This window comes from Vibrio penaeicida (assembly GCF_002933855.1).
In the GTDB taxonomy this organism is placed as follows: domain Bacteria; phylum Pseudomonadota; class Gammaproteobacteria; order Enterobacterales; family Vibrionaceae; genus Vibrio; species Vibrio penaeicida_A.
On record NZ_BFAQ01000021.1, the window covers coordinates 102,788 to 123,753 of the forward strand.

Below are 20,966 nucleotides of genomic sequence, written 5' to 3' on the forward strand. Positions count from 1 at the left end.
TAGGACACTTTAGGTTACTGGGTTAGTTAGGTCTTACAGCTGCTTATCGCGCAAAGAGGTGAGCACTTCCAGTGCTTTTTTCGCTGTTCTAATTGTTGAATTAGGGTTTTGCCCTGTAATTAGGCGACCATCAACCACCGTGTGTGCCCCTAATGGGAAAAAAGCTTTGCTGTATTCCATACCTCTATTTTTCAACACCTGTTCTAGATTGTAAGGGACGAAACTTTTAGCACCAGCAATCGTCTCATCAAAGTAGGGAAACCCTGTTCCTTTTTTAGCTGAAATTAAGTAATCACCATTACTTAACTTTACATTTAGTAGGGCGGCGACACCGTGACAAACGGCAGAAACGACTTTTCCTGCTTCGTATATATTACGCGTTAGCGAATGAAGCTCTTGATTATCCACAAGGTCCCACATCGCGCCATGACCTCCTGCAAAATAGACAATATCGTATTGTTGCCAATCTATATCAGAGAGTACTTTTGTTTGCTTCAACTTAGACATAAAAGCTGGATCTTGGTAGCGCGCTTTAGTTGCTTTATCTAACACAAAGAAACCTAAGCTTCGTTTATCTATCGGTACATTTCCCCCGTTAGGGCTAACAATATCAATATGGTAGCCTGCTTGTTCAAATTCATCGTAAAAATGGGTCAGCTCAGATAGCCATAATCCCGTTGGAGTGATTTTTTCATTCTCAAGATTGGAATGATTCGTTGCGACCACTAATGCTTTTTTCATCATAATTTAGCTCCAACCGATCATTTCTGTTTTATTGGTAAAACGTGTAGGGCGCTCAATGGCATCCATCATCCATTTCGCCACATCATATTTGGATATTTGCGACGTCATTTTGAAACGCTCAACAAGTTTTGGCTGTTTATTGGATACCTTATCGACGAGCCCAACAGGGCGAACCGCCAAACTATCAAGGTTGTGCTGCGCCAAGATATCTTCCATATTTTTAAAATCACTGAACGTCAATTTAATGTTACTTTTCTGAATAATCAGCTTCATTAGTGGGGTCATTTTGTTGAAGCTATCACCAACTCCGGCAGCGCTAACAGCCACGATGCGCTGAATTTGATGGTTGTTCATTGCTCTAACAATATTCTCAGCACTTCTTTGCGCAAGGTCTGACGGGGATACAACTTCCGACCATGGGTTAGCTTGATTTTTTCGTTTAATTCCTAGGCAAGAAACAACCAGATCTTGACCCACCATTGCCCTATCAAGGGTCTCGAAATCAAGTACCTCACCGCGGATGACCTCAACGCCTTCTGGTGCATCGTATTTCGTGGAGGCGCGAACAAGCACTCGTACTTGATAACCGCGCTCTTTTGCGATTTGAACTGCCCAAGTACCACAGCCTCCAGACGCGCCTAAAATAAGTAGTTTGTTGTTTTCCATTGCCGTTCCCTCGTTATCATAAGTTCAATTAGTAGTTAGATTGAAGAAACAATACAGGGTGAATATTGAATGAAACAGACGAAAGCAGACAAATTACTTTTGTCTTTTAAACAATAAAAGGCTAGTTTAATGAAAAAATAACGAGTATATAGATAGTATTATGGATAAATTGCGAGCGTTGCGCTATTTCAAGCAGGTAGCAGAAGTGAACAGTTTTAGCCTCGCCGCTAAACACTTCGATGTGCCAGCTTCTTCGATTTCGCGTCGTATAAAAGACCTTGAAAACGAGCTTGGAATCGAACTAATCAAACGAACGACTCGTCATGTGAGTACCACCGAATTAGGCAGTGTTTATTACGATTTGATCTCTGATGCGTTACAAAAGATTGATGATGCCGATGAGCTGATTTCTCAACGCATGGATGCCATGGAAGGTAAGTTAAGAATAAGCTCAACAACGAGTTACGGTGAAAAGGTGATTGCTCCTATATTGCACAAGTTTCGCCATAAGTACCCATCTATTCACTTCGACTTGGATTTTTCTGATGAAAAGGTCACTCTTGGTAAGGATTCTGTCGATATAGCGATACGTGCAGGGTATGCACCTGAAGAGAGAGTCGTTGCAAAAAAGATCTCAAGCTCTGAGTTTGTTTTGGCAGCCAGCCCTAAATTATATGATTGCTTAAAGCAGCGGTATGGTCGCTCAACACTCACTATTGAAGACCTATCTAATGCCCCAACACTGCAATATAGGGGAGTGCATGGGGATTTACCGTGGTGGGCATATCAGCAAGGCACTTGGGGGAAAATAGATATTACGCCAATATTACGCTGTAATAGTGGTGATGTGTTGATGGATGCCGCGTTGAAACATGAAGGCTTGCTGCTTTATCCTAAGTGGTGGATTAAAGAATTAGTCAAATCAGGCGCCTTGGTTGAAGTACCTGTTGAGTTCCCTTTATCAAGTGCTCAAGGAGTCAATCTCGACGTATATTTATTGTATCAACAAGCTAAGTATCAAATCCCGAAAATCAAGCTGTGCGTAGACTTCATTATCGAACAATTAGAGGCTGCGCCTAAAACTATCGACTCGCTGTTGACATAATGTTGCCTAATTTGCAATGAAAGTTTTAGCTTGGAGTAATACTATTGAGCCCCTTACTAACGAAGAATTTGTTATTGCAAAGCTGTCGGTAGATCTTCTGTAACCACATATAAAATCGAGTTTCAAAATACTGATAAAGGTCTAGCTGTCGAGCTAGACCTTTGATTCGGGAACAGATAGCAACAGCTAATAGACTTTAAGTTGCCGAAGGTTGATTGGCTCTGCGGTTTAAAAGCGAGGTCAACTTAGAACCGAATAACGACAGCGTTAATAAGCCAATAATGAGTAAGGTAACCGGACGCTCAAACACATAGCTCAACTCACCGCCGCTGATCTGATAGGTATGCAAGAGATTACTTTCAGCCATACCACCTAATAGTATGCCTATCACCGCTGCAGGAACAGAGTAGTTTAGTCGGCTAAACACCCAGCCTACGATTGAGAAAACCAGTACAGTTACGGGCCCAGAGATGTTGCCAGTTAACCCAAACGAACCAAATACTGCCATCGAGAGTACCGAAGGAATCAAGATACTCATGGGAACCTTAACCACATTAGCCAGTAGCGGAATAAACATCAAACCCAAGGCGATAAGCAGTAAAACTTGCCCAAAGTTAGCGATGATAATCGCATAAACAATATCGGTTTCTTCTCGGATAAATTGCGGACCACCAGTAATATTATGCATAGCAAAAGCGGCGAGCATCACCGCTGTCGCACCGCCCCCAGGAATACCCAGAGCTAATAAGGTTGCCATAGACCCCGCTTCGGAAGTCGAGTTGGCTGATTCAGCCGCCACCACACCTTTCGGGTTTCCTTGTCCGTAGCTTTCTGGGTCTCTATCACGACGTTTAGTCTCTATGTAAGAAAGTAAGTTGGAAACGGAAGAACCAACTCCGGGAACGGCCCCAACAAAGACACCAATCAAACTACCACGTAACATAACCTTAGGGTGTTTAAAGGCGTGCATCACCCCGCTCAGTATTTCACGGATACTCACTTTACGAGCAGATTCATCCGCAACTAGGTAATTAGTATTCACCAATTTAAAGAGCTCTGATGCGGCAAACATGCCCATCATTGCTGGAATAACTGGGACACCATCAAGCAAGTATTCGTTGCCCAGAGTGCCACGTGCAACCCCAACCTCACTAAATCCTATCGTACCAATAAGCAGACCAATCATGCCTGACAGTAGACCTTTAAGCATGAAGTCACCCTTGAGACTCGCGATGAGTGTCATGCCCCATAATATGACAAAGAACATCTCTGACGGTCCAAGTTTTAGCACCATTCCTGAGATCGGTTGAATTAGCATGAACAGAATCAGATAGCCAAATAGCACACCGAAACATGAAGCACCGAGAGCCACACCAAGTGCTCTATTATGTTCACCTTTTCGTGCCATTGGATAACCGTCAAATGCCGTTGCTATGGCTGACGATGTCCCGGGAATATTCATTAAGATTGCAGGGATCCCGCTACCGAATGAGCCACCCGTAAAAATTGCGGTTAGAAATAGCATGGCTTCCAAGAAGCTCATATAGAGGGTTGCAGGTAGAAAGATCGCCATCGCCATGGAGATTTGCAGACCAGGTATTGCACCAAATACCAACCCAATGATGATGCCCGGAAACACATATAGCCACGGACCTATCGATGAAAACAGCAGTTCACTGCCTGCTGAAATGGCAGAAATATCAAGCATGATACGCTCCTAATAGTCCGTTGGTAGTAAAGTCATTGGCATTGGGTAAGGCAGCATCTGAGCAAAGAAAGTCGACATCAGTAAACCAAATGCGACGCTGTAGCCTACAACCCAAACCAAACGGCGGTCTTTTTGAATCCACAGAAACACGCCAACAAAGAGCGTGGTGGCAATATCAAAGCCAAGGGTTTCCAATGACAAGACGTACGCGCTAAAAAGACCAATAATCGGCAATACCGATTTTAAATCGTCATTATTTATGGGCTTTGTGTTCTGTTCTTTTTCAACAGTTTTGACAACCCTTTGACGAGCAAACTCTAAAGCACAAAGCACTAAGGCAATGGACGCTATCGGAACAATTAGAATTAGGTTTTCCACGGTTGACGACGCTTGATAAGCGTCCCAAGTATACCAACAGACAAACAGAGCCAGTACGATGACTACAACGAAGTCGGCGGAGCGTTGACTTAACAATCTCATAAAGCCTCCAAAGAGAGTAGCTGGCTAGAAGGGGCTAGCCAGCAGGAGTAGGGAAAGGGTAATTAATCGAGAAGGTATTTGTACGTTTTGAAGGTTTCGTAGTTTTCAACCATCATCTCTGTTGCTCGTTCAGGTCCAACCCAAACACCACCGATGTCGCTCGACTTCAGGAATTTTTGCACGTCTTTTCTTGTTAATGTGCTTTCAAAAGCTTGCGCCAATTTGGTGTAACGCTCTGGGTATTTGCTCTTAAATTCATTGGTACGGCAAAGCCACGCATAGATCCAGTTAGAACCGGAACTTCAATTCCTAGAGGTTTCAAGGCTTCGTTAACTGTCGGTGCATTCCAACGCTCACTTGGCTTGTCACGAACAACAGCGACTGGACGCAAAAACTCACGGATACCTTCACTACCTTGAGCACTGATGACGATAAAGTCGACTTGACCACCTGCTACAGCAGAGCGGGCTTTTCCACCGCTGTTGAATGTGACTAAGTTTAGATTTTTTTGAGGAATACCGTTTTTCTCCAAAAGCAGCTTAGTCATCAAGTGTCCGCCGGAGCCTTGTACAACAGCCGCTTTAACAGATTTAGGTTTTTCTTTGATTGCTGTTAACAAGCTTGGTAGATCTTTATAGGGAGTGTCTTTGTTTACCGCGATTAATTCAAAATCAAACCACTGAAAGTTTATGTAAGAAAAATCGTTAATGGTGTAGCTCGCATTCCCTTTCAATATGGTATTTGGCAAGTAAGGTGCAAACGTTGATGCAAAAATGGTGTAACCATCATCGGGACGATTAAGTACGTAGTTCGCCGCTATCTGGGTACCAGCACCTTTTTTATTTATCACCTTCACTGGCTGCCCCAGTTCTTCTGCCACAAAGCTGGACATAGCACGAGTCATACGGTCAGCACTACCGCCAACACCAAATCCCACAACAAAGTTCACCGGTTTTTTCGGGTAATTATCAGCCAGTACAGTGTTTGGGAGCAAAATAGAGAGTGTTAGCGTAGTCACAGCTGAAAGCTTTAGGATTGCCTTGTTGAGCGTATTCATTTTACCCTTCCTTACTAATAGTTATATTGATGTTAACCTCTTGTTTACATCTGTAACCCTAACCAAACACACTGTCACCAACCTTGCACAGATGACAGATAGACACTTTTAAATCAGAAATTTGAAGTAGGTCATGCGAATACTCATCATCGAAGACAGCGTTGTTATCGCTGAAGGTTTACAAAAAATTCTTTCAGAACAGGGCTTTGCTGTCGATATTTTTGATTCTGGGGAGCAAGCTTCTCATGTCATTCATACCCAACAATTTGATTTACTGTTATTAGATTTGGGACTTCCAGACTGTGATGGGATGCAAATTATTCGTAGCTTACGCCAGAAAAAGAGCGACCTTCCAGTACTGATCATCTCCGCTCGCGCAGAATTGGATGAACGCATTCTAGGACTTAACGAAGGGGCAGGTGACTATCTTTGTAAACCTTTTGAGCCCGAAGAGGTCATTGCTAGAGTTCACGCTTTGCTTAGACGCGCCTCATCTCGTGTCAGCAATGTAATTGAACATGGGGAGCTCACTTTTTATGTCACCAACAAATCGGTTACTTTTTATGGCAAAGATGTGATTTTGCATCGTCGAGAAGTGTCTGTATTGGAGTGTTTATTAAGCAATGTTGAGCGAGTTGTCAGCAAATCTCAAATCGTACAACACATTTCTTCACTGGATGAAGAGCTAAGTGAAACGGCAACAGAAACTTATGTTTCTCGATTGCGCAAGAAGTTTGCACCCGACCTAAACATTCGAACTGTAAGAGGCTTAGGGTACATGCTAGGAAAGCCTTTTAGTGATTAATTTTCAGTCCCTTTCTCAACGTTTGTACCTAGCGATTGCCAGTGCACTCATTTTATTAACAGCACTGGTTTTTTTTATCAGCATTTGGGTTCTCAAAGATAAGTCAGAGCGCCTTTACGACAACATGTTGGTTGCCGTGACAAAAAATATCGATGACAAACTCTATGTTAAAGACAATAAGCTAAGACTTGATATGGACTACTTCTCCATCGATACATTGAGTGACGTAAGGAGCGAGAAGATTTTTTATCGAATTGTAGCGCCCAATGGCGACTTACTGGCTGGATTTGAAGGACTCCCTCTTGCAACTGAAAAAGACAACCCAATCGCTTTCTACGAAACTATCTATGCAGGAACTGAACTACGTGCAGTTCAATACACGGCAAGAACTTCAATTGGCGATGCTCTCATCGTCGTTGCAGAATCAAAACAAGGTCGCAACGCTACTATTTCAGGGTTAAGAAAACAGATAACCTTCGTTGCTATCTTAGTCTGTGTTGGGACATTAATACTGGTCGCCTTTATCGTTAAAAAAGGACTAAAGCCGTTAAGTAAATTACAGGAAGAAATACTTTTGCGATCGGAAGCAAATCTTGAACCGATACAGACCAGTGTTCCACCAGAAGTGGAAACTCTTGTTCAGTCTCTGAACAGTTTAATGGCCAGACTGCAACGGAGTATCGAAATCAGCCATAACTTTAACTCCGATCTGTCCCATCAATTGCGAACGCCTCTTGCTGAAATGAAAATGCAGCTTGATATGTATCGACGTCACCCTGAAAAAGATGACTTAGATGGGGTGGAACGTAACATTTCGTTGATGACGCGATTAACAGAGCAAATGTTGCATTATGTTAAGGCGCAAAACAGTTCAATCTCTAGCGATTATTTAACCAATGTCGATCTCGTCGAATATTGCCGACAACTGAGCAAAAAATATGCTCCGATGGTGTTTTCTCAGCAACAATCCATCGCATTTGAATCTGATGTTGAAGTGGCGATGTGTCGAGTCGATGAAACTCTTTTAGAGAGTGCTTTACTAAATATACTCGAAAATGCGCTTAAATATGGTAAGCCAGATAACGGCGAAGGGGAGATTTTAGTGCGCCTTCGCCGTTATGACCAAGAGGTTGCAATATCCGTTACCGACCAAGGCCCAGGGGTAGATGAAGAAAACTTGTCAGTATTATTACGGCGTCAAGTTCGCCTCGATCGTTCTAAGCAGGGCTTTGGATTAGGTTTAGCTATTGTCAAGCACGTAGCTGAAATGCACGGAGGGGAACTCATATTAAATCCAGGGACCCCAAAAGGACTTTGCGTAACGATTTCTGGCTTTTCATTAGTAGATGAAGCTCTATAAAGGCTTACTTAACTTCATACCTCAGTAAAACTTCATTATCTAGTACAACATTTGTAGACCAAATGAAGCTAGCACCTGCACCACTGAATTTTTCTATGAAGTTCATGTAGGACTTTTTGTTCTTTACACCAATTTCATTTTCTGAATATAACGTTGCTTGCGGCCAAGAGGTGGAATCAAACTCCTGAGTCATCCAATTACTTGGAGTTTGCCAATGGGCAGCGTAAGCGTTCTCGCCATGATTTGTTCCTTCTGTGGTACAAGTTTCCGATAGGCGCTGACCATCAATTTCACTAAGGCAAGTTAGATCGTAAATTGGTGCGGTATAGAATGTTTGAGCTTGCCAGTCAGAACCCGTTACAGTTCCATCGCTAAAGCTTGCAATAAAGCCACCATCTCCAGCGTGGTATGCTTTTCCTCGATTACTTTCCGTACCCAAACCTAAGTTCTCTTCCCAATCGACAACTTTTATGGCGATCGTATATGGTTTCTTAACTTTAAACTTTACGACACTAGAGTTAAATGGCGTAAATGGCACGGTATCTACCGCCACAAGTGTGCCATTGATGTACAGCTCAAAATAGTTGTCAGCAAAAATATAGCCTGTGATTTCTTCCCCATCAGAATCAATCACAGTAACCGGTACAGAGGCTTCTTTTACATCCGCAAGGCTTTGGGGGGTGATGTTTGAACACTGTTCGTATAAATCGAAAGCTTTTGGTGCAGTAGTTAAGTGGTTTTTAGTGGGAACTGTCCATACTGTTCCTTCGGAATCTGTAATTTCCCCAATCCCTGCGACTCTGCTTCGTCCATTTTCGCAGTTGAATAGGTTTGGTTCGACTGTTTTAGCCAGACCTTGAGTAATACTGGCAGAACCTTGGTAATCATTGACACTGCTGTTAGAAGCTATGTTGGAGGGGTTAGAGGCTATGTCAGAAGGCTGAGTACACCCAGCAGTCAGTAAGGTAGTGGATAAAAGAGCAATAAATTGATTTCTTGTGGTAAGCATGAGCTTGAATTCCTATGCAAGAAAGTGCTTTACAGTGACGGTAGCTTGAAACTTCATAGTGCTACCAATGGTTGTGCTTATAGTATGTGCTGTAAGGTAAAAAAGTGTAAATAGACTCAAATTTTCCGTAAATTGACGCTCTGTTTTAGGGATCTTCCTTGTCAGTTTCGAAGTAAAGCCCTTAATAAAAGCATTGTTTTATTGAGTGTGTTCTTTGTATTGGATTAAGCTCATGGTTAACGCGCTGATGCATAAAGGTCACTTGCTTTACTCAAAGGAATGAAGCAATAAGCTCAGCAGATCTAATAAGTGATGATAAGAGAAGTTTGCAACTTTTTGTTTCGACAAGTGAGAGCCGTTTATTATCGTACTTGATGAAATTTAATCTCATTTTTGGGAATCGACGTATGAGAAACAGGGATACTTAAATGATGTTTGTTCTGTGGCTCTATGGTTGGTCAAGTTACAATCGATAGATTCAATATTTACAGATTATCGTTCGCAGCAGATTTATCTAATTGCCTAATTTAACAATGAGTTATTCAAATTTTCGAAGAAGTTTGGCGTGGATCATACTTCACTCAGTTTCAATGAATCGAGTATTATTCTGTGCTATAACTAATCCGACTATCTGATAAGAATAATCGTGCTTTGGCTAGGGACACTAATGCAGTTCGATCGTGCAAAAAAGATCTATGAATACGCGGAACCTAATCTGACCATTGTGGCTTTAATGGGGATTATTGGCTTTCCTGCTTATTACTTCGTTTGGACATGGCTAGCTCCTGAAAGCTACGAAAATTTAGGCTTTCGAATTGTATGCGGACTATTGCTCGTTCCTATTTTACTTAGAGATGTTCTGCCAATTTATTTAAAGCGCTACCTGCATATCTACTATGTCATTTCTTTAGGCGTGTGCATTCCTTACTTCTTTTTCTATATGCTTTTAAAAAACGATTGGTCAATGATCTGGAGCATGTCGTTAATGTCGGGGATTTTCCTACAAATTTTGTTGATATACGATACGAGAATTGTATTTTTTCAAAGCCTTACTGGGTATGGAGCCGCTTATGCGACGATATTTGTGCAAGGTGATCCTGTAACGTATTTTGAATGGACGTTAATGCCCGTATTCTTCTTTACGTATGCATTTGGCACGTTGTTTTACTACCGAAACTTCACAGAAAACGAATCTAAAGTCTCGCTAGCAAAATCGTTTGGGGCTGGTATTGCACATGAAATGAGGAACCCTCTAAGCGCGGTTTACAGTTCCATTGAGGTAGTAAAACACTTATTACCTGAACGTAATGCACAGCAGTTATCCGATTTTTATCCTCTTGACGCAAAAAGCTTAGACGAGATTAACGGCATTCTTGATGACTCACTCAATGTTATCGAAAGAGGTAATGAAACCATTAGCCTTTTGTTGACTTCCATTGATGAGCACAAGCTTTCCACCTCCAGCTTCCGACGACATTCATTAGGCGAAACATTAGAAAGTTCAATTGAAGGCTTCCATTTCAATAATGCTGCGGATAGAAGTTTGATCCGACTGACATTTGACGAATCCGAACCCTATTTTGGTAGTGATGTGCTGTTACGCTACGTCATCTTCAACTTGTTGAAAAACGCACTTTATTACAAACACCGAACGGATTTCCAAATTGATATCAAACTCGTAATCGGAGAAGAGTTCAATTCAATCTTTATTAAAGATACCGGACCTGGTATCGATAGTGACAACATCGAACAAATATTCAGTGATTTCTATACGTCTGGTAAGAAAGGTGGCTTTGGGCTAGGTCTGCCGTTTTGTCGTAAAGTGATGAAAGCGTTTAAAGGGACTATCGTTTGCAAAAGTGAAGTAAACAAAGGAACACAGTTTGAGCTTAGATTCCCTAAATACGAATCTGAGCGCGTCTTTTCTTTGAAGAGTAACGTGATTAAAGACAAGTCTTTACTTTATCTTGGTGGAGCAGGGGAAACACTTAACGCGCTTCAGTCTCATGCTTTCTTTACGGGATACGAGCTGAGCCACAGTGAGCCCGTAAGCTTGGATTTGAGCGAGAGCAAACTTACTCAAGATGTAATATTAGTGAACCTTTCAAGCTACCAAGAAGATAAAACGCGCTTCATTGCTCTTGAGAAGGAACTTTGCAGTTTTGAAGGAAAAATAGTCTATCTTTACTCTGGTAACATACTGAATTACCTCACATTAAATCGAATACTATCCTACGAATTACTAGAGGTAACTGCGTTCACAAAAGGGTTAGCGACGAAGTTAGATAAGTTGTTCTTTGAAAAGGTATCCAAGGGAAGCGAGATTGCAAGAGTACCGAAGAGTCATAAGGGAAATACAACCATTCTAATTGTTGATGACAACGCATCACTTCGCCTTTATTCATCCACTCTTTTGGAAAGGCAGGGTTACAAAGTACTTCAAGCGGAGAATGGCAGAGAAGCGCTGCTTTTGCTTAACTCTAACGATATTAATCTCATTCTAATGGATTTAGAAATGCCCGAGATGGACGGGATAGAAACCACTGTCGCTATTCGAGATCGAAAATATCAACACAATGGGAAAGATATACCAATCATCTGCTTCACTGGTGAAAAATGCGAGAAAACGCTTAAATCCATTTCAGAAAGTGGTATGAACGACTACATATTAAAACCCGCATCCAAAGATGTGTTAATACAGAAAGTGTCTACTTGGATATAAATTGAGCCAAAAACATAAACTGGGTTAAAAGAAAAGAGCTAGACCAAAAACAAAAAGTAGGGCTACAGCATCGGTAAGTAAAAGTAAGTGTTTTATAAATTACCATGCATATAGCCCTATTCATTTTATTGCCTATTTATTTATCAGTTGAAACGAATAATTAGAAATATAATTTTGATTGATTAGCTAAATAAATTTCATATTAAGCTAACAAACCTTGCTCTTTGGCTAAACTGCAAACAGTCAATACTTTGTCTAATTGTGCATCGCTGATTTCACTATTAACGGATAGGCGAATAACGCTTTTATTCTTTGGTGTAGCAGGGCTACAAAATACCGCACCAAAAATTCCGTTAAATTCAAAGAAGTCACGCACTTTTTCTGTGTTCTCTTCAGTTCCAGTTTCTATTGCAACTATTTGTGAATTGCTGTCTGTTTTTATATCTAAGGATTTCAAGCCAGATATTAATTTATGAGATTTATTGAATAGGTTCTCACGTCGATGACCGCTCTTTTTAATGAGCTCCAATGTTGCTTTTAGTGCTTCCATTTCATAAGGAATAATGCCTGAGCTAAAAATTGCTGGTAGCGAAATAAAGGGTAGGCATTCATGTACCTTGTGATGGCATAGAATTGCGCCTGCGCGGTAGGAGAACGTTTTAGCTAGGCTGGTTGTTACAAAGTCCACCTTGTCGGTTAAATCAAGCTCAGAGAGCAAGCCAGCGCCATCTGGCCCGTGAGTACCAATCGAATGAGACTCATCAACGATGATGGCGCAACCTTGATCGTTCGCTACCTCTACGAACTCCTTAAGTGGTGCAACGGTTCCGTGTGTACTGTATACAGAATCAATAACCACGATACCGGGTCCATATTTCTTTATTTGCTTCAGTAAATTTTTTGGCTTGTTGTGAAGGAAAGGGTGAATTTTACTACCGGCGTTTTGTGCACCGTGCCATAAAGACATATGGGCAAAAAAATCAATATAAACATGGGTATCTTGGTCGGCTATCGTTTGGAGCAAGCCGACGTTTGCTGCCCACCCAGACTGAGTGATAATGCAATGATCGAATCCTAAGAAATCTGCAAATTTCTGTTCAAAAGAGCTTTCATCTACCGTTTGGCTTTGGAATACGGCAGACATGATGGGTTCGCGAGTCGCATTACTCAATGCGTTGATTTGCCGAGCCTTAATGAAATCGTGATTGCATATGGCCAAATAATCGTTACTTCTGAGTACTATCGAATCGTCGCTAGGTTGTAAGCCTTGTACTATGTGTTTACCGTTATTTCTGGAATAGATGTGCTTTTCGAGATATGTCTCGAGTTTATTCTCAATAAAAGACGGCAGTGGTTTAGCGGTAAAATTACTCATGATATTTCTCTTATGTGGATATTTGTGAGGTCAGCTGACCCTTTTATTAATATCCAGAGAAATAGATACGTCATTATGCAATATTTATGTTTTTGGCGCTTATTGCAAAAAAAGCTATCCTTTATTTATCTATTTATTATCTAAATTACCCTTCAGGGAGTGCGGCTTAATTAGATTTGTTAAAATAAATAAGAAATATTCCATTAGTTTCAACGAAAAATTACTCGGGTTTGGTTAACTTTAATGATAGCTCAGGCCAATACATTTTCAGATAATTTGCCGACACCCAAACTACCAAAACAGTCGCTATTGTAATTTCAAAGAAGCCAAACCAATGCAACCATACCCACTGAGTGTGTTGCTCTGCAAACCATGTGGTTAATCTTTGCATAGCAATTGCACTGATCACGGAAGGAAAGGTAACAGCAGCAATTGATGGCTGAAATTTCAGCCTCATAAGCTTGAAGTAACAAAGGTAGATGAGCAGCGTCATTGTAATCGCGATACCAGATAATGCTCCGGCTAGAATAGGATCGGGATTAGGGAAATTGACTAGGTAAGCGGCCAGAGAAAGGTTCACAGGGGCTGCCATGATGGCAAGGGTTGGGCGAGCCGGTCGGGGGAGTTTACCTGCGAAAACCAAGCGATACAAAACCATAGGTAGCATCACAAAGTAGATAGCAATGCATACCATCGCCATATTTTGTGAAAATACTGTGTGTCCTAATGTGCTCCCAGCAAGCGTTGAGCTAATGACTCCGACAGGGTAAAGAAACCAGCTTGGGAAAATATTAGTGAACTTAAAATTGCTAATCTGAAATGAAAAGAACAACACCATCATGGTGATATGTAAAGTGAGCGCCGCAAACCAAAGTGGATGTGCAATCTTAGGGAGTAATATGGCGAGATAATCGCATAATACTAACAATGCCATGCTCATCGGAGCCATTAGGCTACCGCGCAGCGGGTGCTTTATATCATGAAGAAACACCCTAGGAGAAGTAATATACCTAATTAGGACTGGAGCTAGGAGCAGAGAGCCAACAATAGAGCAAAAGGGGCGTATAACATCACCAAACAATGGAAAATATAGTGCCCACGCTTGACCAAGACCAATAAATCCAAGTGCGAGCGACGCTTGTGCCGTTGGGACATGTTGGAAGTAGATAAAGCGTTTCCAGTCCAATGATGTGATTCCTTATACTACAAAGTTTGCCGCGTGAAGAATTCGTGCATTACAGACCCTAAACATCGCGGAATGTATGGCAACATTTGCTACGTTGACGCCATATTTAATGGTGCCTAAATAGAGTGCGCGTATTATACCGAAGGGCTTCTAAGATGCATCGTTCTCGAAGAAATAATGCGAAGTGTGCCATTGCAGTGTTGATTGCTTTATCTACTTAGTCAGTTGAATAGCGAAAGTGTGACATTGGCAGGATCTTTAGACGATCTTTCTCTTTAATCGGTTGCAAAATAGCCGATATGGACGATACTAAAAGTGTAGAGCAAGCGTGACACTTCATTGAAGGGAGAAAATTGGCTCTACATAAAAATTTGGTAGGAAAACAAGTAAAACACAGGAAATCCTCGTAAGTTGTTAGTACCCGACTGGTAGCTAATTCGCAAACTCACGATTGAGAACGAGGTCTGAGGCGTATCACTTTATGTGGTGCGCCTTTTTAGTTTCTAAAGCTTACGGATTCCAAAGCTTATGGTTTCTAAAGCTTATAGTTTCCAAAGCTTGTGGCTTCCAAGGCTTATGGTTTCTAAAGCTTTTAATTTCAAGAGTTTGAAGTTTTGAGAGTAACGGTAGATTAACAAGCCATAAGATGAGTAGATCGTTTTGTTGTCGAAAGAAACTCTACAAGAAAATGACAAGTGTAATAATATAACATTATGGGTATAATGCCGCGCTGCTTAAGACTAAACAACGCTTGCCCAAAGGAAATACGATGGTTCCAACGAATATTATCACTGGTTTTTTAGGTGTAGGGAAAACAACGGCAATTCTTAATTTGTTAAAAAATAAGCCAGAGAATGAATCTTGGGCTGTTTTAGTTAATGAGTTTGGAGAAATTGGCATCGACGGGGCGCTTTTGACCGACCAAGGGGCACTAATTAAAGAAGTTCCTGGTGGTTGCATGTGCTGTACTGCGGGGGTTCCAATGTCCGTGGGAATTACGGCCTTGTTACGTCAGAAACCCGATCGCTTGATCATTGAGCCGACGGGGCTAGGCCACCCTAAACAAGTCATTTCTACGCTGCTTTCCGAGCAATACGAAAAATATGTGGATTTAAAAGCCACGATTGCTCTCGTTGATCCTCGAAATCTCCAAATTGAAAAATACTTAGACAATAAGAATTTTAATGACCAACTCGCAAGCGCAGATGTTGTGGTAGCAAACAAAGCAGATGAGTGCACCGAGTCTGATTTACATTACTTTAAAGATTGGGCTAAACGACAAGAAGGCATAAAGCTGTCAATAGTAACCGAGAACGGCGTCTTGGATTTTGAATCCCTTAACATTGAAAGAAATGGGCGAGTTGAACCATCATCTAAAGCAAGTCATCACTCTTCGTCGTCCGATACAGTGAGCGCTGATCAACATGAACATACAATAGACTCACCTGAATTTATCCTCTCTCCTGATCAAACTTATGTTAGAAAGGAAAATAGAGGGCAGGGCTTTTATAGTTGTGGTTGGGTATTTGGTTCAGAATGTGTCTTCAATTTTGAACTCTTAATGAGCATGTTGCGTGATTTAACAGCAGAGCGAGTAAAAGGTGTCATTAATACGGACAAGGGCTGTTACTCCATTAATAATGCCAATGGCGTCATTTCTGTAAACCAGATAAGCCTAGAGGGTTTTGAAACTCGTATAGAAGTTATCGACACGCAGCTAATGCCATGGGATCAGCTAGAATCTGTCCTTTTAGGAATTTGTGGGTTGACGTAAAGGGAAACAAAAAGAGCCTCCAATTCAATTTGTGCAATTCAGCGTTGTCTGCAAGATGTCGACTATTTTACTTTTGCAGCACACTTAAGGGGTTCTGGCATTGAAAACAAATACCCTTGATAGAAGTCTATATCTAATGCTTTCATGGCGTTGTACTGGGCTTCTTCTTCAACCCCTTCAATGATGACTTTTGCACCAATATTTTTAGACACTCGTACTATTTCCAATAGCGCTGTTGTATTCTCACACATATAGTCAAGCAACAAGGATCGATCGATTTTAACTATCTCAGGCTTTAACAAATTGAGACGCTCAAAGTCGGATGATTTTACACCAAAGTCATCCATTGCGACTTGAAAGCCAGTATTCTGCATTGAGCGAGTGGCATCAAGCAGTAGTTGGTCGTCGAAAGCCGCACTTTCAACAATTTCCATCACAATTTGCTTTGTACTCATTCCGAGCTCAATGATTCTTTTTTCAAGCAAGCTGGCTTTAATCGCCATAAAAGCATTGTACTCGCCTGAAACAGGGAGAACGTTTAAAAACAATTTAAGACTCGTTTTGTTAGATTGAGCAAAGTTTCTTACATGAATTGCACGAGTGAGGCGATCTAAATTGATTTTTTTGGCGATAGAAACCTGTTCTGAGTCGAACAAAATATCAGGACGGATATTTTCCCCTGTCTTTTCATTGCTAAATCTCGCGAGGGCTTCATAGGCGAAAGGCTGCATTGCTGGTGTCATGATTGCCTGAAAAGCACTTGTAATGATCAAATTGTCGTATTTTGCATAATGCAGCCCCGCATCGTTTATAAAACAATGTGCATTAAACTCTTCACGATTATTTAAAATCATAAGCAACCTAGTAAGCATTAAAGGTTAAACAACAACCATTAATAGACAAGCAACTTGAGGTTATGTTTTTACCGGGTGGTAAGTACAATAACCTAATTTATTGTTCATAAGCCTAAGTACTATATCAAATTACCAGCAAGCTATCACAGTATGTCTTGGATAGTTTGGGCGATAGTTCATAAAGGTGTCCCAAAAATGAAAACCATTACATTAACTAACTACAAGTGTATACAGAATAAAATCTTCATGGAATACAGGAATTCCAGTAGCTTAAATTGTGAGAAATCATCGCTTTGAAGGCTCACTGTCGATATAAGCATGGCAATCAAATCTAGAAACTGCCAGCCAAAACGGAAATTACAAACCTAACTTGGAGGATCTTTTAGAGGAATATTCACCTCACAATAAGAAGACCGGATGATCTGCTTAAAGTGAGGTGCTGAATTAGATGATGGGGTTATCGCTTGTTTTTCAGGTAACGTTTACGGCGTTCTTCTTTTTTCTTGATTTTTTCTTCAGCCTTTCGTTCCGCTTCTTTTTCTACTTCGATGAGTTCTTGCGTAATCATCTCTGGGCGTTCCAGAGTAATCTGACCAATGGTACCGCTTCGTAGCTCATGAAGAAGGATTTCCGATGCCTTATGTAAATCGACACGACCGCCTGAGCGAAGTGCACCACGCTTACGACCAATTTCTTCCATCAATTCAATATCTGAAGTAGGCAGTTCATCTAATTGGTAGCGCTCTTTTAGAAGGTTAGGGTACTGCTCGGCCAAGTACTCAACGGTGTAAAAAGCAACCTCATCATATTCCATCGCGGTATCTTTTACTGCTCCAGTAGCAGCAAGCCTAAATCCACTGTGAGGGTTCTCAACTTTTGGCCAAAGGATTCCAGGTGTATCCGACAACACTATCCCATTTTGCAAGTTTATGCGCTGCTGCCGACGAGTAACCGCAGGCTGATTCCCTGTAACTGCTATGGTACGACCCGCTAAAGTGTTAATGATGGTAGATTTACCGACGTTTGGTATCCCCATAATCATCGTTCGAATGTTTTTACCCATCTGCTCACGGTGAGGCGCTAACTTACGACACAATTCCATTATCTTATGGACTTCTTGTGGGTTAGAGGTTGTGATCGCCATGGCTTTTACACCTTTCTCTTTTTCGAAGTGCTCTATCCAGTAATCGGTCATGGCAGGATCGGAAAGGTCACGTTTGTTAAGGACTTTTACGCAGGGTTTGTCCTTACGAAGTGAAGAGATCATTGGGTTTTCAGAACTGAAAGGAATTCTTGCATCCAATACTTCGATGATAACGTCGACTTGAGGAATGACTTCTTCGATCTCTTTTCGGGCTTTGTGCATGTGGCCCGGAAACCATTGAATTGACATAGAGAGAACCTAGGGAAATAAAGAGTTTGGGCTCATTGTAAAGCCAAAAAATGAAGAGTAAAGGCAGATTGTAATGCTTAAAGCCGATTACTGCGTTAACAAAGTCGTAAAGGATTAACCCTTATTAGAAGAGCAAGTGAGAAAGCTCTACCTATTGAGCTTTCTTGTTGATTGACGAACGACAAGTTTTGGCTGTAACAAAACCTTACGAGGAGATACTTCTTCCGTCCCTGCTTTAATTTGATTCACTAACATATTGATAGCTTCATTTGCCATTTCGACATTAGGAATAGACAACGTAGTTAACGGGATTCTAAACCAGTCTAAAAATGGCATGTCATTGATACCAGTAATAGAAATGTCATCTGGACAGTGGACACCCTGGCTTTCTCGTTCACCAATGCAACCCAACGCCAACAAGTCATTGCTTGCTATTACAGCGGTTGTTTCTGGGTGTTTCTCAAACAGCTCTATAGAAGCATTGTGACCAGCTTCTTCAGAGAACGCTGAAGCTTGTACTAATGTGGGTTGAAGATCGTACATCTCGGCAGCGGCTTTAAATGCCAATCTTCGGTTAAAGCCAGAAGAAATCTCACTTGGTCCTGCAATATGAGCAATTTTTCGGTGACCCAATTTATATAGATGCGAAGTGAGTTGGTGAATTCCTTCATTGTCATCAACAAGTATTTGGTCGGTGACGAGTGAATCAACTGATCGTGTAAGTAGCACAAGTGGAATATGCATTTGCTGACAATACTCAACGGTAGGATCTTCACGAAAAGCAGATGCCATTATGATTCCATCAACGTTTCGGGAAACAAGTCGCTTTAATTCTTCCATTGCAATTAAGGAATTATTTTCTGTGTAAGCAAACGTCAGTGTATACCCCAATTTATGAGCGCGTTGTTGAATCTGATTGATGAGTGGGGGAAACATCGGATTCAAGATGTCGGGGATCATGACACCAATTGTTTTCGTTGAACCTTTTTTAAGTGCTGAAGCAAGGGGATTGACGCTGTAACCCATTTCTCGACTTTTCTTAATTACCTGCTCTACAACTCGATCTGATACTAAGTGCTGTTTATCGGGGCTTAAAGCACGAGAAACTGTAGATGCGTTAATATTCAAGGCATTAGCAACGTCTTTAACGGTTACTCGTTTCTTATTTGTACTTCGTGAGGAGCTCAATCTTTATCCCTTACTTTATTATTCGCACTTTGGCGAATAGAGAAAATGATGTAAACATAATGTTAATTACATGATTGACAATTAATCTACTATGTGCTGCAATCGTTTGCAAGCTGAAGCCTATCTAAATGTAGCCTGTGTTCTAAGACATAGGATAGTACGGATACGGCTTATTATTTGGAATTTGTTTGCAAACGTTTGCATTAATAACAAAGGAATGTTTATGGAAATTGTCAAACCCACAGAACCAAGGATAGTTCGAGAAAGTGATATAGAGCCAGGTTGGGACTGGTCTAAGAAGATTCCAGCGCCAGGGAAGATGAGCGTGGATTTTGAGCAAAGAGTAGACTTCAATCGTTTGCATCGGTATCGGGTCGGACGTGTACAGACAGTTCTTGAAAAGTCGGAATTTGGTGCGGTTCTTTGCTTTGATAACAACAATATTCGATACCTCACGAGTACGGTAATAGGAGAGTGGGCAAGAGACAAAATTGCCCGATACTCTCTTTTCACGGGAAACTCAGATCCCTATTTATGGGATTTCGGCTCTGCTGCCAAGCACCACCAGTTATATCAACCGTTAATCGATGCAGAGCACTTTAAATCTGGGATGCTTGGATTACGTGGTTCGATGGGCGAGGAAGCTGGGCTTTTTAAAAAAGCAGCCAAAGAAATTAAAGATTTGCTGGTGGCAGAAGGCGTTGCAGATATGCCAGTTGGTGTTGATGTTGCTGAACTCCCAATGCTTGAAGCATTAAAAGCGGAAGGGTTAGAAATCCGCGATTGCCAACAACTCATGTTGGAAGCGAGACAAATAAAATCGATGGATGAAGTCGTTCTTTTGAATATGGCTGCGGCGATGGTTGACGGTGCTTATCACGAATTGGCGTGTGAGCTTAAGCCGGGAAAACGCGAAAATGAAAGCGTTGGACTTGTTAATAAATTCTTATACGACAACGGATCTGATGATGTCGAAGCCATCAACGCGATTTCCGGTGAGCGAGGTAATCCGCATCCTCACAACTTTACTGACCGAATGTACCGCCCTGGTGATCAAGCCTTCTTCGATATTATTCATTCATTTATGGGCTACCGGACCTGCTACTACCGCACGCTCAATGTGGGCAGTGCAAGTCAGGCACAAATGGATGCATACAAAAAAGCGAGAGAGTGGATAGATGCAGCCATTGATCTCATTCGCCCAGGAATGACGACAGATAAAATTGCCGCGGTTTGGCCAAAAGCGGAAGAGTTCGGTTTTGCGAGTGAAATGGAAGCCTTTGGTTTGCAGTTTGGTCATGGAATAGGGCTAGCATTACACGAACGTCCCATTATTAGCCGTTTAGTCTCCATGGAACATCCATTTGAACTTCAAGAAGGTATGGTGTTTGCCCTTGAAACATATTGTCCTTCGGCAGATGGCAACGGAGCAGCTCGAATCGAAGAAGAAGTTGTCGTCACAGCGACTGGATCTGAAGTGATTACGTTGTTTCCAGCGCAAGACCTATTTATTGCAAATAAATACTGATTCAAGGAAGAA

The 20,966-nt window shown here is 41.5% G+C and carries 17 protein-coding genes; 6 read left to right on the forward strand and 11 right to left on the reverse strand.

Features of this window, described 5'->3' with window-relative positions; all coding sequences use genetic code 11:
• Positions 1-33 precede the first annotated feature (33 nt).
• Positions 34-744 carry a type 1 glutamine amidotransferase domain-containing protein gene (locus VPNCDNU1_RS12535; RefSeq protein WP_104400620.1) on the reverse strand — a complete coding sequence of 237 codons (711 nt, stop codon included), beginning with the start codon at positions 742-744 and terminating at the stop codon, positions 34-36.
• Between the two features lie 3 nt (positions 745-747).
• Positions 748-1,410, reverse strand: coding sequence for an NAD(P)-dependent oxidoreductase (locus VPNCDNU1_RS12540; protein WP_104400621.1), 663 nt, complete (start codon positions 1,408-1,410; stop codon positions 748-750).
• Positions 1,411-1,570: 160 nt separating this feature from the next.
• Here VPNCDNU1_RS12540 and VPNCDNU1_RS12545 point away from each other — a divergent pair, with 160 nt between their 5' ends.
• Positions 1,571-2,515 carry a LysR family transcriptional regulator gene (locus tag VPNCDNU1_RS12545; protein WP_104400622.1) on the forward strand — a complete coding sequence of 315 codons (945 nt, stop codon included), beginning with the start codon at positions 1,571-1,573 and terminating at the stop codon, positions 2,513-2,515.
• A 196-nt stretch (positions 2,516-2,711) separates the two neighbouring features.
• Here VPNCDNU1_RS12545 and VPNCDNU1_RS12550 read toward each other — a convergent pair whose 3' ends face one another.
• From VPNCDNU1_RS12550 to VPNCDNU1_RS12560, 3 genes are all read right to left on the reverse strand, one after another.
• Positions 2,712-4,223, reverse strand: coding sequence for a tripartite tricarboxylate transporter permease (locus VPNCDNU1_RS12550; protein WP_104400623.1), 1,512 nt, complete (start codon positions 4,221-4,223; stop codon positions 2,712-2,714).
• Positions 4,224-4,232: 9 nt separating this feature from the next.
• Entirely contained in the window at positions 4,233-4,703 is a 471-nt protein-coding gene (locus tag VPNCDNU1_RS12555; protein ID WP_104400624.1) for a tripartite tricarboxylate transporter TctB family protein, read from the reverse strand.
• A gap of 193 nt (positions 4,704-4,896) precedes the next feature.
• Positions 4,897-5,760: a Bug family tripartite tricarboxylate transporter substrate binding protein gene (locus tag VPNCDNU1_RS12560; RefSeq protein WP_201797119.1), complete on the reverse strand. Its 864-nt coding sequence runs from the start codon at positions 5,758-5,760 to the stop codon at positions 4,897-4,899.
• Positions 5,761-5,893: 133 nt separating this feature from the next.
• On the opposite strand from VPNCDNU1_RS12560, the gene VPNCDNU1_RS12565 reads away from it, so the two are divergent.
• The gene (locus VPNCDNU1_RS12565) at positions 5,894-6,565 is read left to right on the forward strand and encodes a response regulator transcription factor (protein ID WP_104400625.1); all 672 of its coding nucleotides are present in this window, start codon (positions 5,894-5,896) and stop codon (positions 6,563-6,565) included.
• Positions 6,558-7,925: a sensor histidine kinase gene (locus VPNCDNU1_RS12570; protein WP_104400626.1), complete on the forward strand. Its 1,368-nt coding sequence runs from the start codon at positions 6,558-6,560 to the stop codon at positions 7,923-7,925. The genes VPNCDNU1_RS12565 and VPNCDNU1_RS12570 overlap by 8 nt, the downstream gene beginning before the upstream one ends.
• Positions 7,926-7,929: 4 nt before the next feature.
• Here the strand turns inward: VPNCDNU1_RS12570 and VPNCDNU1_RS12575 are convergent, their stop codons facing one another.
• A complete protein-coding gene (locus VPNCDNU1_RS12575) occupies positions 7,930-8,934 on the reverse strand; it encodes a hypothetical protein (protein WP_104400627.1) in 1,005 nt (334 codons plus the stop codon).
• Positions 8,935-9,601: 667 nt separating this feature from the next.
• On the opposite strand from VPNCDNU1_RS12575, the gene VPNCDNU1_RS12580 reads away from it, so the two are divergent.
• A complete protein-coding gene (locus VPNCDNU1_RS12580) occupies positions 9,602-11,656 on the forward strand; it encodes an ATP-binding response regulator (protein ID WP_104400628.1) in 2,055 nt (684 codons plus the stop codon).
• Positions 11,657-11,858: 202 nt separating this feature from the next.
• On the opposite strand, the gene cqsA is transcribed toward VPNCDNU1_RS12580, so the two are convergent.
• Both cqsA and VPNCDNU1_RS12590 read right to left on the reverse strand, forming a co-directional pair.
• Positions 11,859-13,031: an alpha-hydroxyketone-type quorum-sensing autoinducer synthase gene (cqsA, locus tag VPNCDNU1_RS12585; RefSeq protein WP_104400629.1), complete on the reverse strand. Its 1,173-nt coding sequence runs from the start codon at positions 13,029-13,031 to the stop codon at positions 11,859-11,861.
• 220 nt (positions 13,032-13,251) lie between these two features.
• A complete protein-coding gene (locus tag VPNCDNU1_RS12590) occupies positions 13,252-14,217 on the reverse strand; it encodes a TDT family transporter (RefSeq protein ID WP_167404780.1) in 966 nt (321 codons plus the stop codon).
• 769 nt (positions 14,218-14,986) lie between these two features.
• Between VPNCDNU1_RS12590 and VPNCDNU1_RS12595 the strand changes: the two genes are divergently transcribed.
• Complete coding sequence (locus tag VPNCDNU1_RS12595; protein ID WP_104400630.1) at positions 14,987-15,991, forward strand: CobW family GTP-binding protein; 1,005 nt, start codon at positions 14,987-14,989, stop codon at positions 15,989-15,991.
• A gap of 62 nt (positions 15,992-16,053) precedes the next feature.
• Here the strand turns inward: VPNCDNU1_RS12595 and VPNCDNU1_RS12600 are convergent, their stop codons facing one another.
• The 3 genes from VPNCDNU1_RS12600 to VPNCDNU1_RS12610 form a co-directional block, all read right to left on the reverse strand.
• Positions 16,054-16,845 (reverse strand): EAL domain-containing protein, encoded by a 792-nt coding sequence (locus VPNCDNU1_RS12600; protein ID WP_167404781.1) that lies wholly within the window; start codon positions 16,843-16,845, stop codon positions 16,054-16,056.
• A gap of 457 nt (positions 16,846-17,302) precedes the next feature.
• The gene (gene ylqF / locus VPNCDNU1_RS12605) at positions 17,303-18,238 is read right to left on the reverse strand and encodes a ribosome biogenesis GTPase YlqF (RefSeq protein WP_104400632.1); all 936 of its coding nucleotides are present in this window, start codon (positions 18,236-18,238) and stop codon (positions 17,303-17,305) included.
• A gap of 147 nt (positions 18,239-18,385) precedes the next feature.
• On the reverse strand, positions 18,386-19,426 hold the full coding sequence (locus tag VPNCDNU1_RS12610; protein WP_104400633.1) for a LacI family DNA-binding transcriptional regulator: 1,041 nt from the start codon (positions 19,424-19,426) through the stop codon (positions 18,386-18,388).
• Between the two features lie 223 nt (positions 19,427-19,649).
• On the opposite strand from VPNCDNU1_RS12610, the gene VPNCDNU1_RS12615 reads away from it, so the two are divergent.
• Complete coding sequence (locus VPNCDNU1_RS12615) at positions 19,650-20,954, forward strand: M24 family metallopeptidase (protein WP_104400634.1); 1,305 nt, start codon at positions 19,650-19,652, stop codon at positions 20,952-20,954.
• Positions 20,955-20,966 lie beyond the last annotated feature (12 nt).

Bases quoted from the DNA above. Each gene is read 5' to 3' on its own strand.
- ylqF (WP_104400632.1), bottom strand. From the start codon at position 18,238: ATGTCAATTCAATGGTTTCCGGGCCACATGCACAAAGCCCGAAAAGAG.
- VPNCDNU1_RS12575 (WP_104400627.1), bottom strand. From the start codon at position 8,934: ATGCTTACCACAAGAAATCAATTTATTGCTCTTTTATCCACTACCTTA.
- VPNCDNU1_RS12615 (WP_104400634.1), top strand. From the start codon at position 19,650: ATGGAAATTGTCAAACCCACAGAACCAAGGATAGTTCGAGAAAGTGAT.
- VPNCDNU1_RS12600 (WP_167404781.1), bottom strand. From the start codon at position 16,845: ATGATTTTAAATAATCGTGAAGAGTTTAATGCACATTGTTTTATAAAC.
- VPNCDNU1_RS12595 (WP_104400630.1), top strand. From the start codon at position 14,987: ATGGTTCCAACGAATATTATCACTGGTTTTTTAGGTGTAGGGAAAACA.
- VPNCDNU1_RS12550 (WP_104400623.1), bottom strand. From the start codon at position 4,223: ATGCTTGATATTTCTGCCATTTCAGCAGGCAGTGAACTGCTGTTTTCA.
- VPNCDNU1_RS12560 (WP_201797119.1), bottom strand. From the start codon at position 5,760: ATGAATACGCTCAACAAGGCAATCCTAAAGCTTTCAGCTGTGACTACG.
- VPNCDNU1_RS12565 (WP_104400625.1), top strand. From the start codon at position 5,894: ATGCGAATACTCATCATCGAAGACAGCGTTGTTATCGCTGAAGGTTTA.
- VPNCDNU1_RS12580 (WP_104400628.1), top strand. From the start codon at position 9,602: ATGCAGTTCGATCGTGCAAAAAAGATCTATGAATACGCGGAACCTAAT.
- VPNCDNU1_RS12545 (WP_104400622.1), top strand. From the start codon at position 1,571: ATGGATAAATTGCGAGCGTTGCGCTATTTCAAGCAGGTAGCAGAAGTG.
- VPNCDNU1_RS12555 (WP_104400624.1), bottom strand. From the start codon at position 4,703: ATGAGATTGTTAAGTCAACGCTCCGCCGACTTCGTTGTAGTCATCGTA.
- VPNCDNU1_RS12535 (WP_104400620.1), bottom strand. From the start codon at position 744: ATGATGAAAAAAGCATTAGTGGTCGCAACGAATCATTCCAATCTTGAG.
- VPNCDNU1_RS12540 (WP_104400621.1), bottom strand. From the start codon at position 1,410: ATGGAAAACAACAAACTACTTATTTTAGGCGCGTCTGGAGGCTGTGGT.
- cqsA (WP_104400629.1), bottom strand. From the start codon at position 13,031: ATGAGTAATTTTACCGCTAAACCACTGCCGTCTTTTATTGAGAATAAA.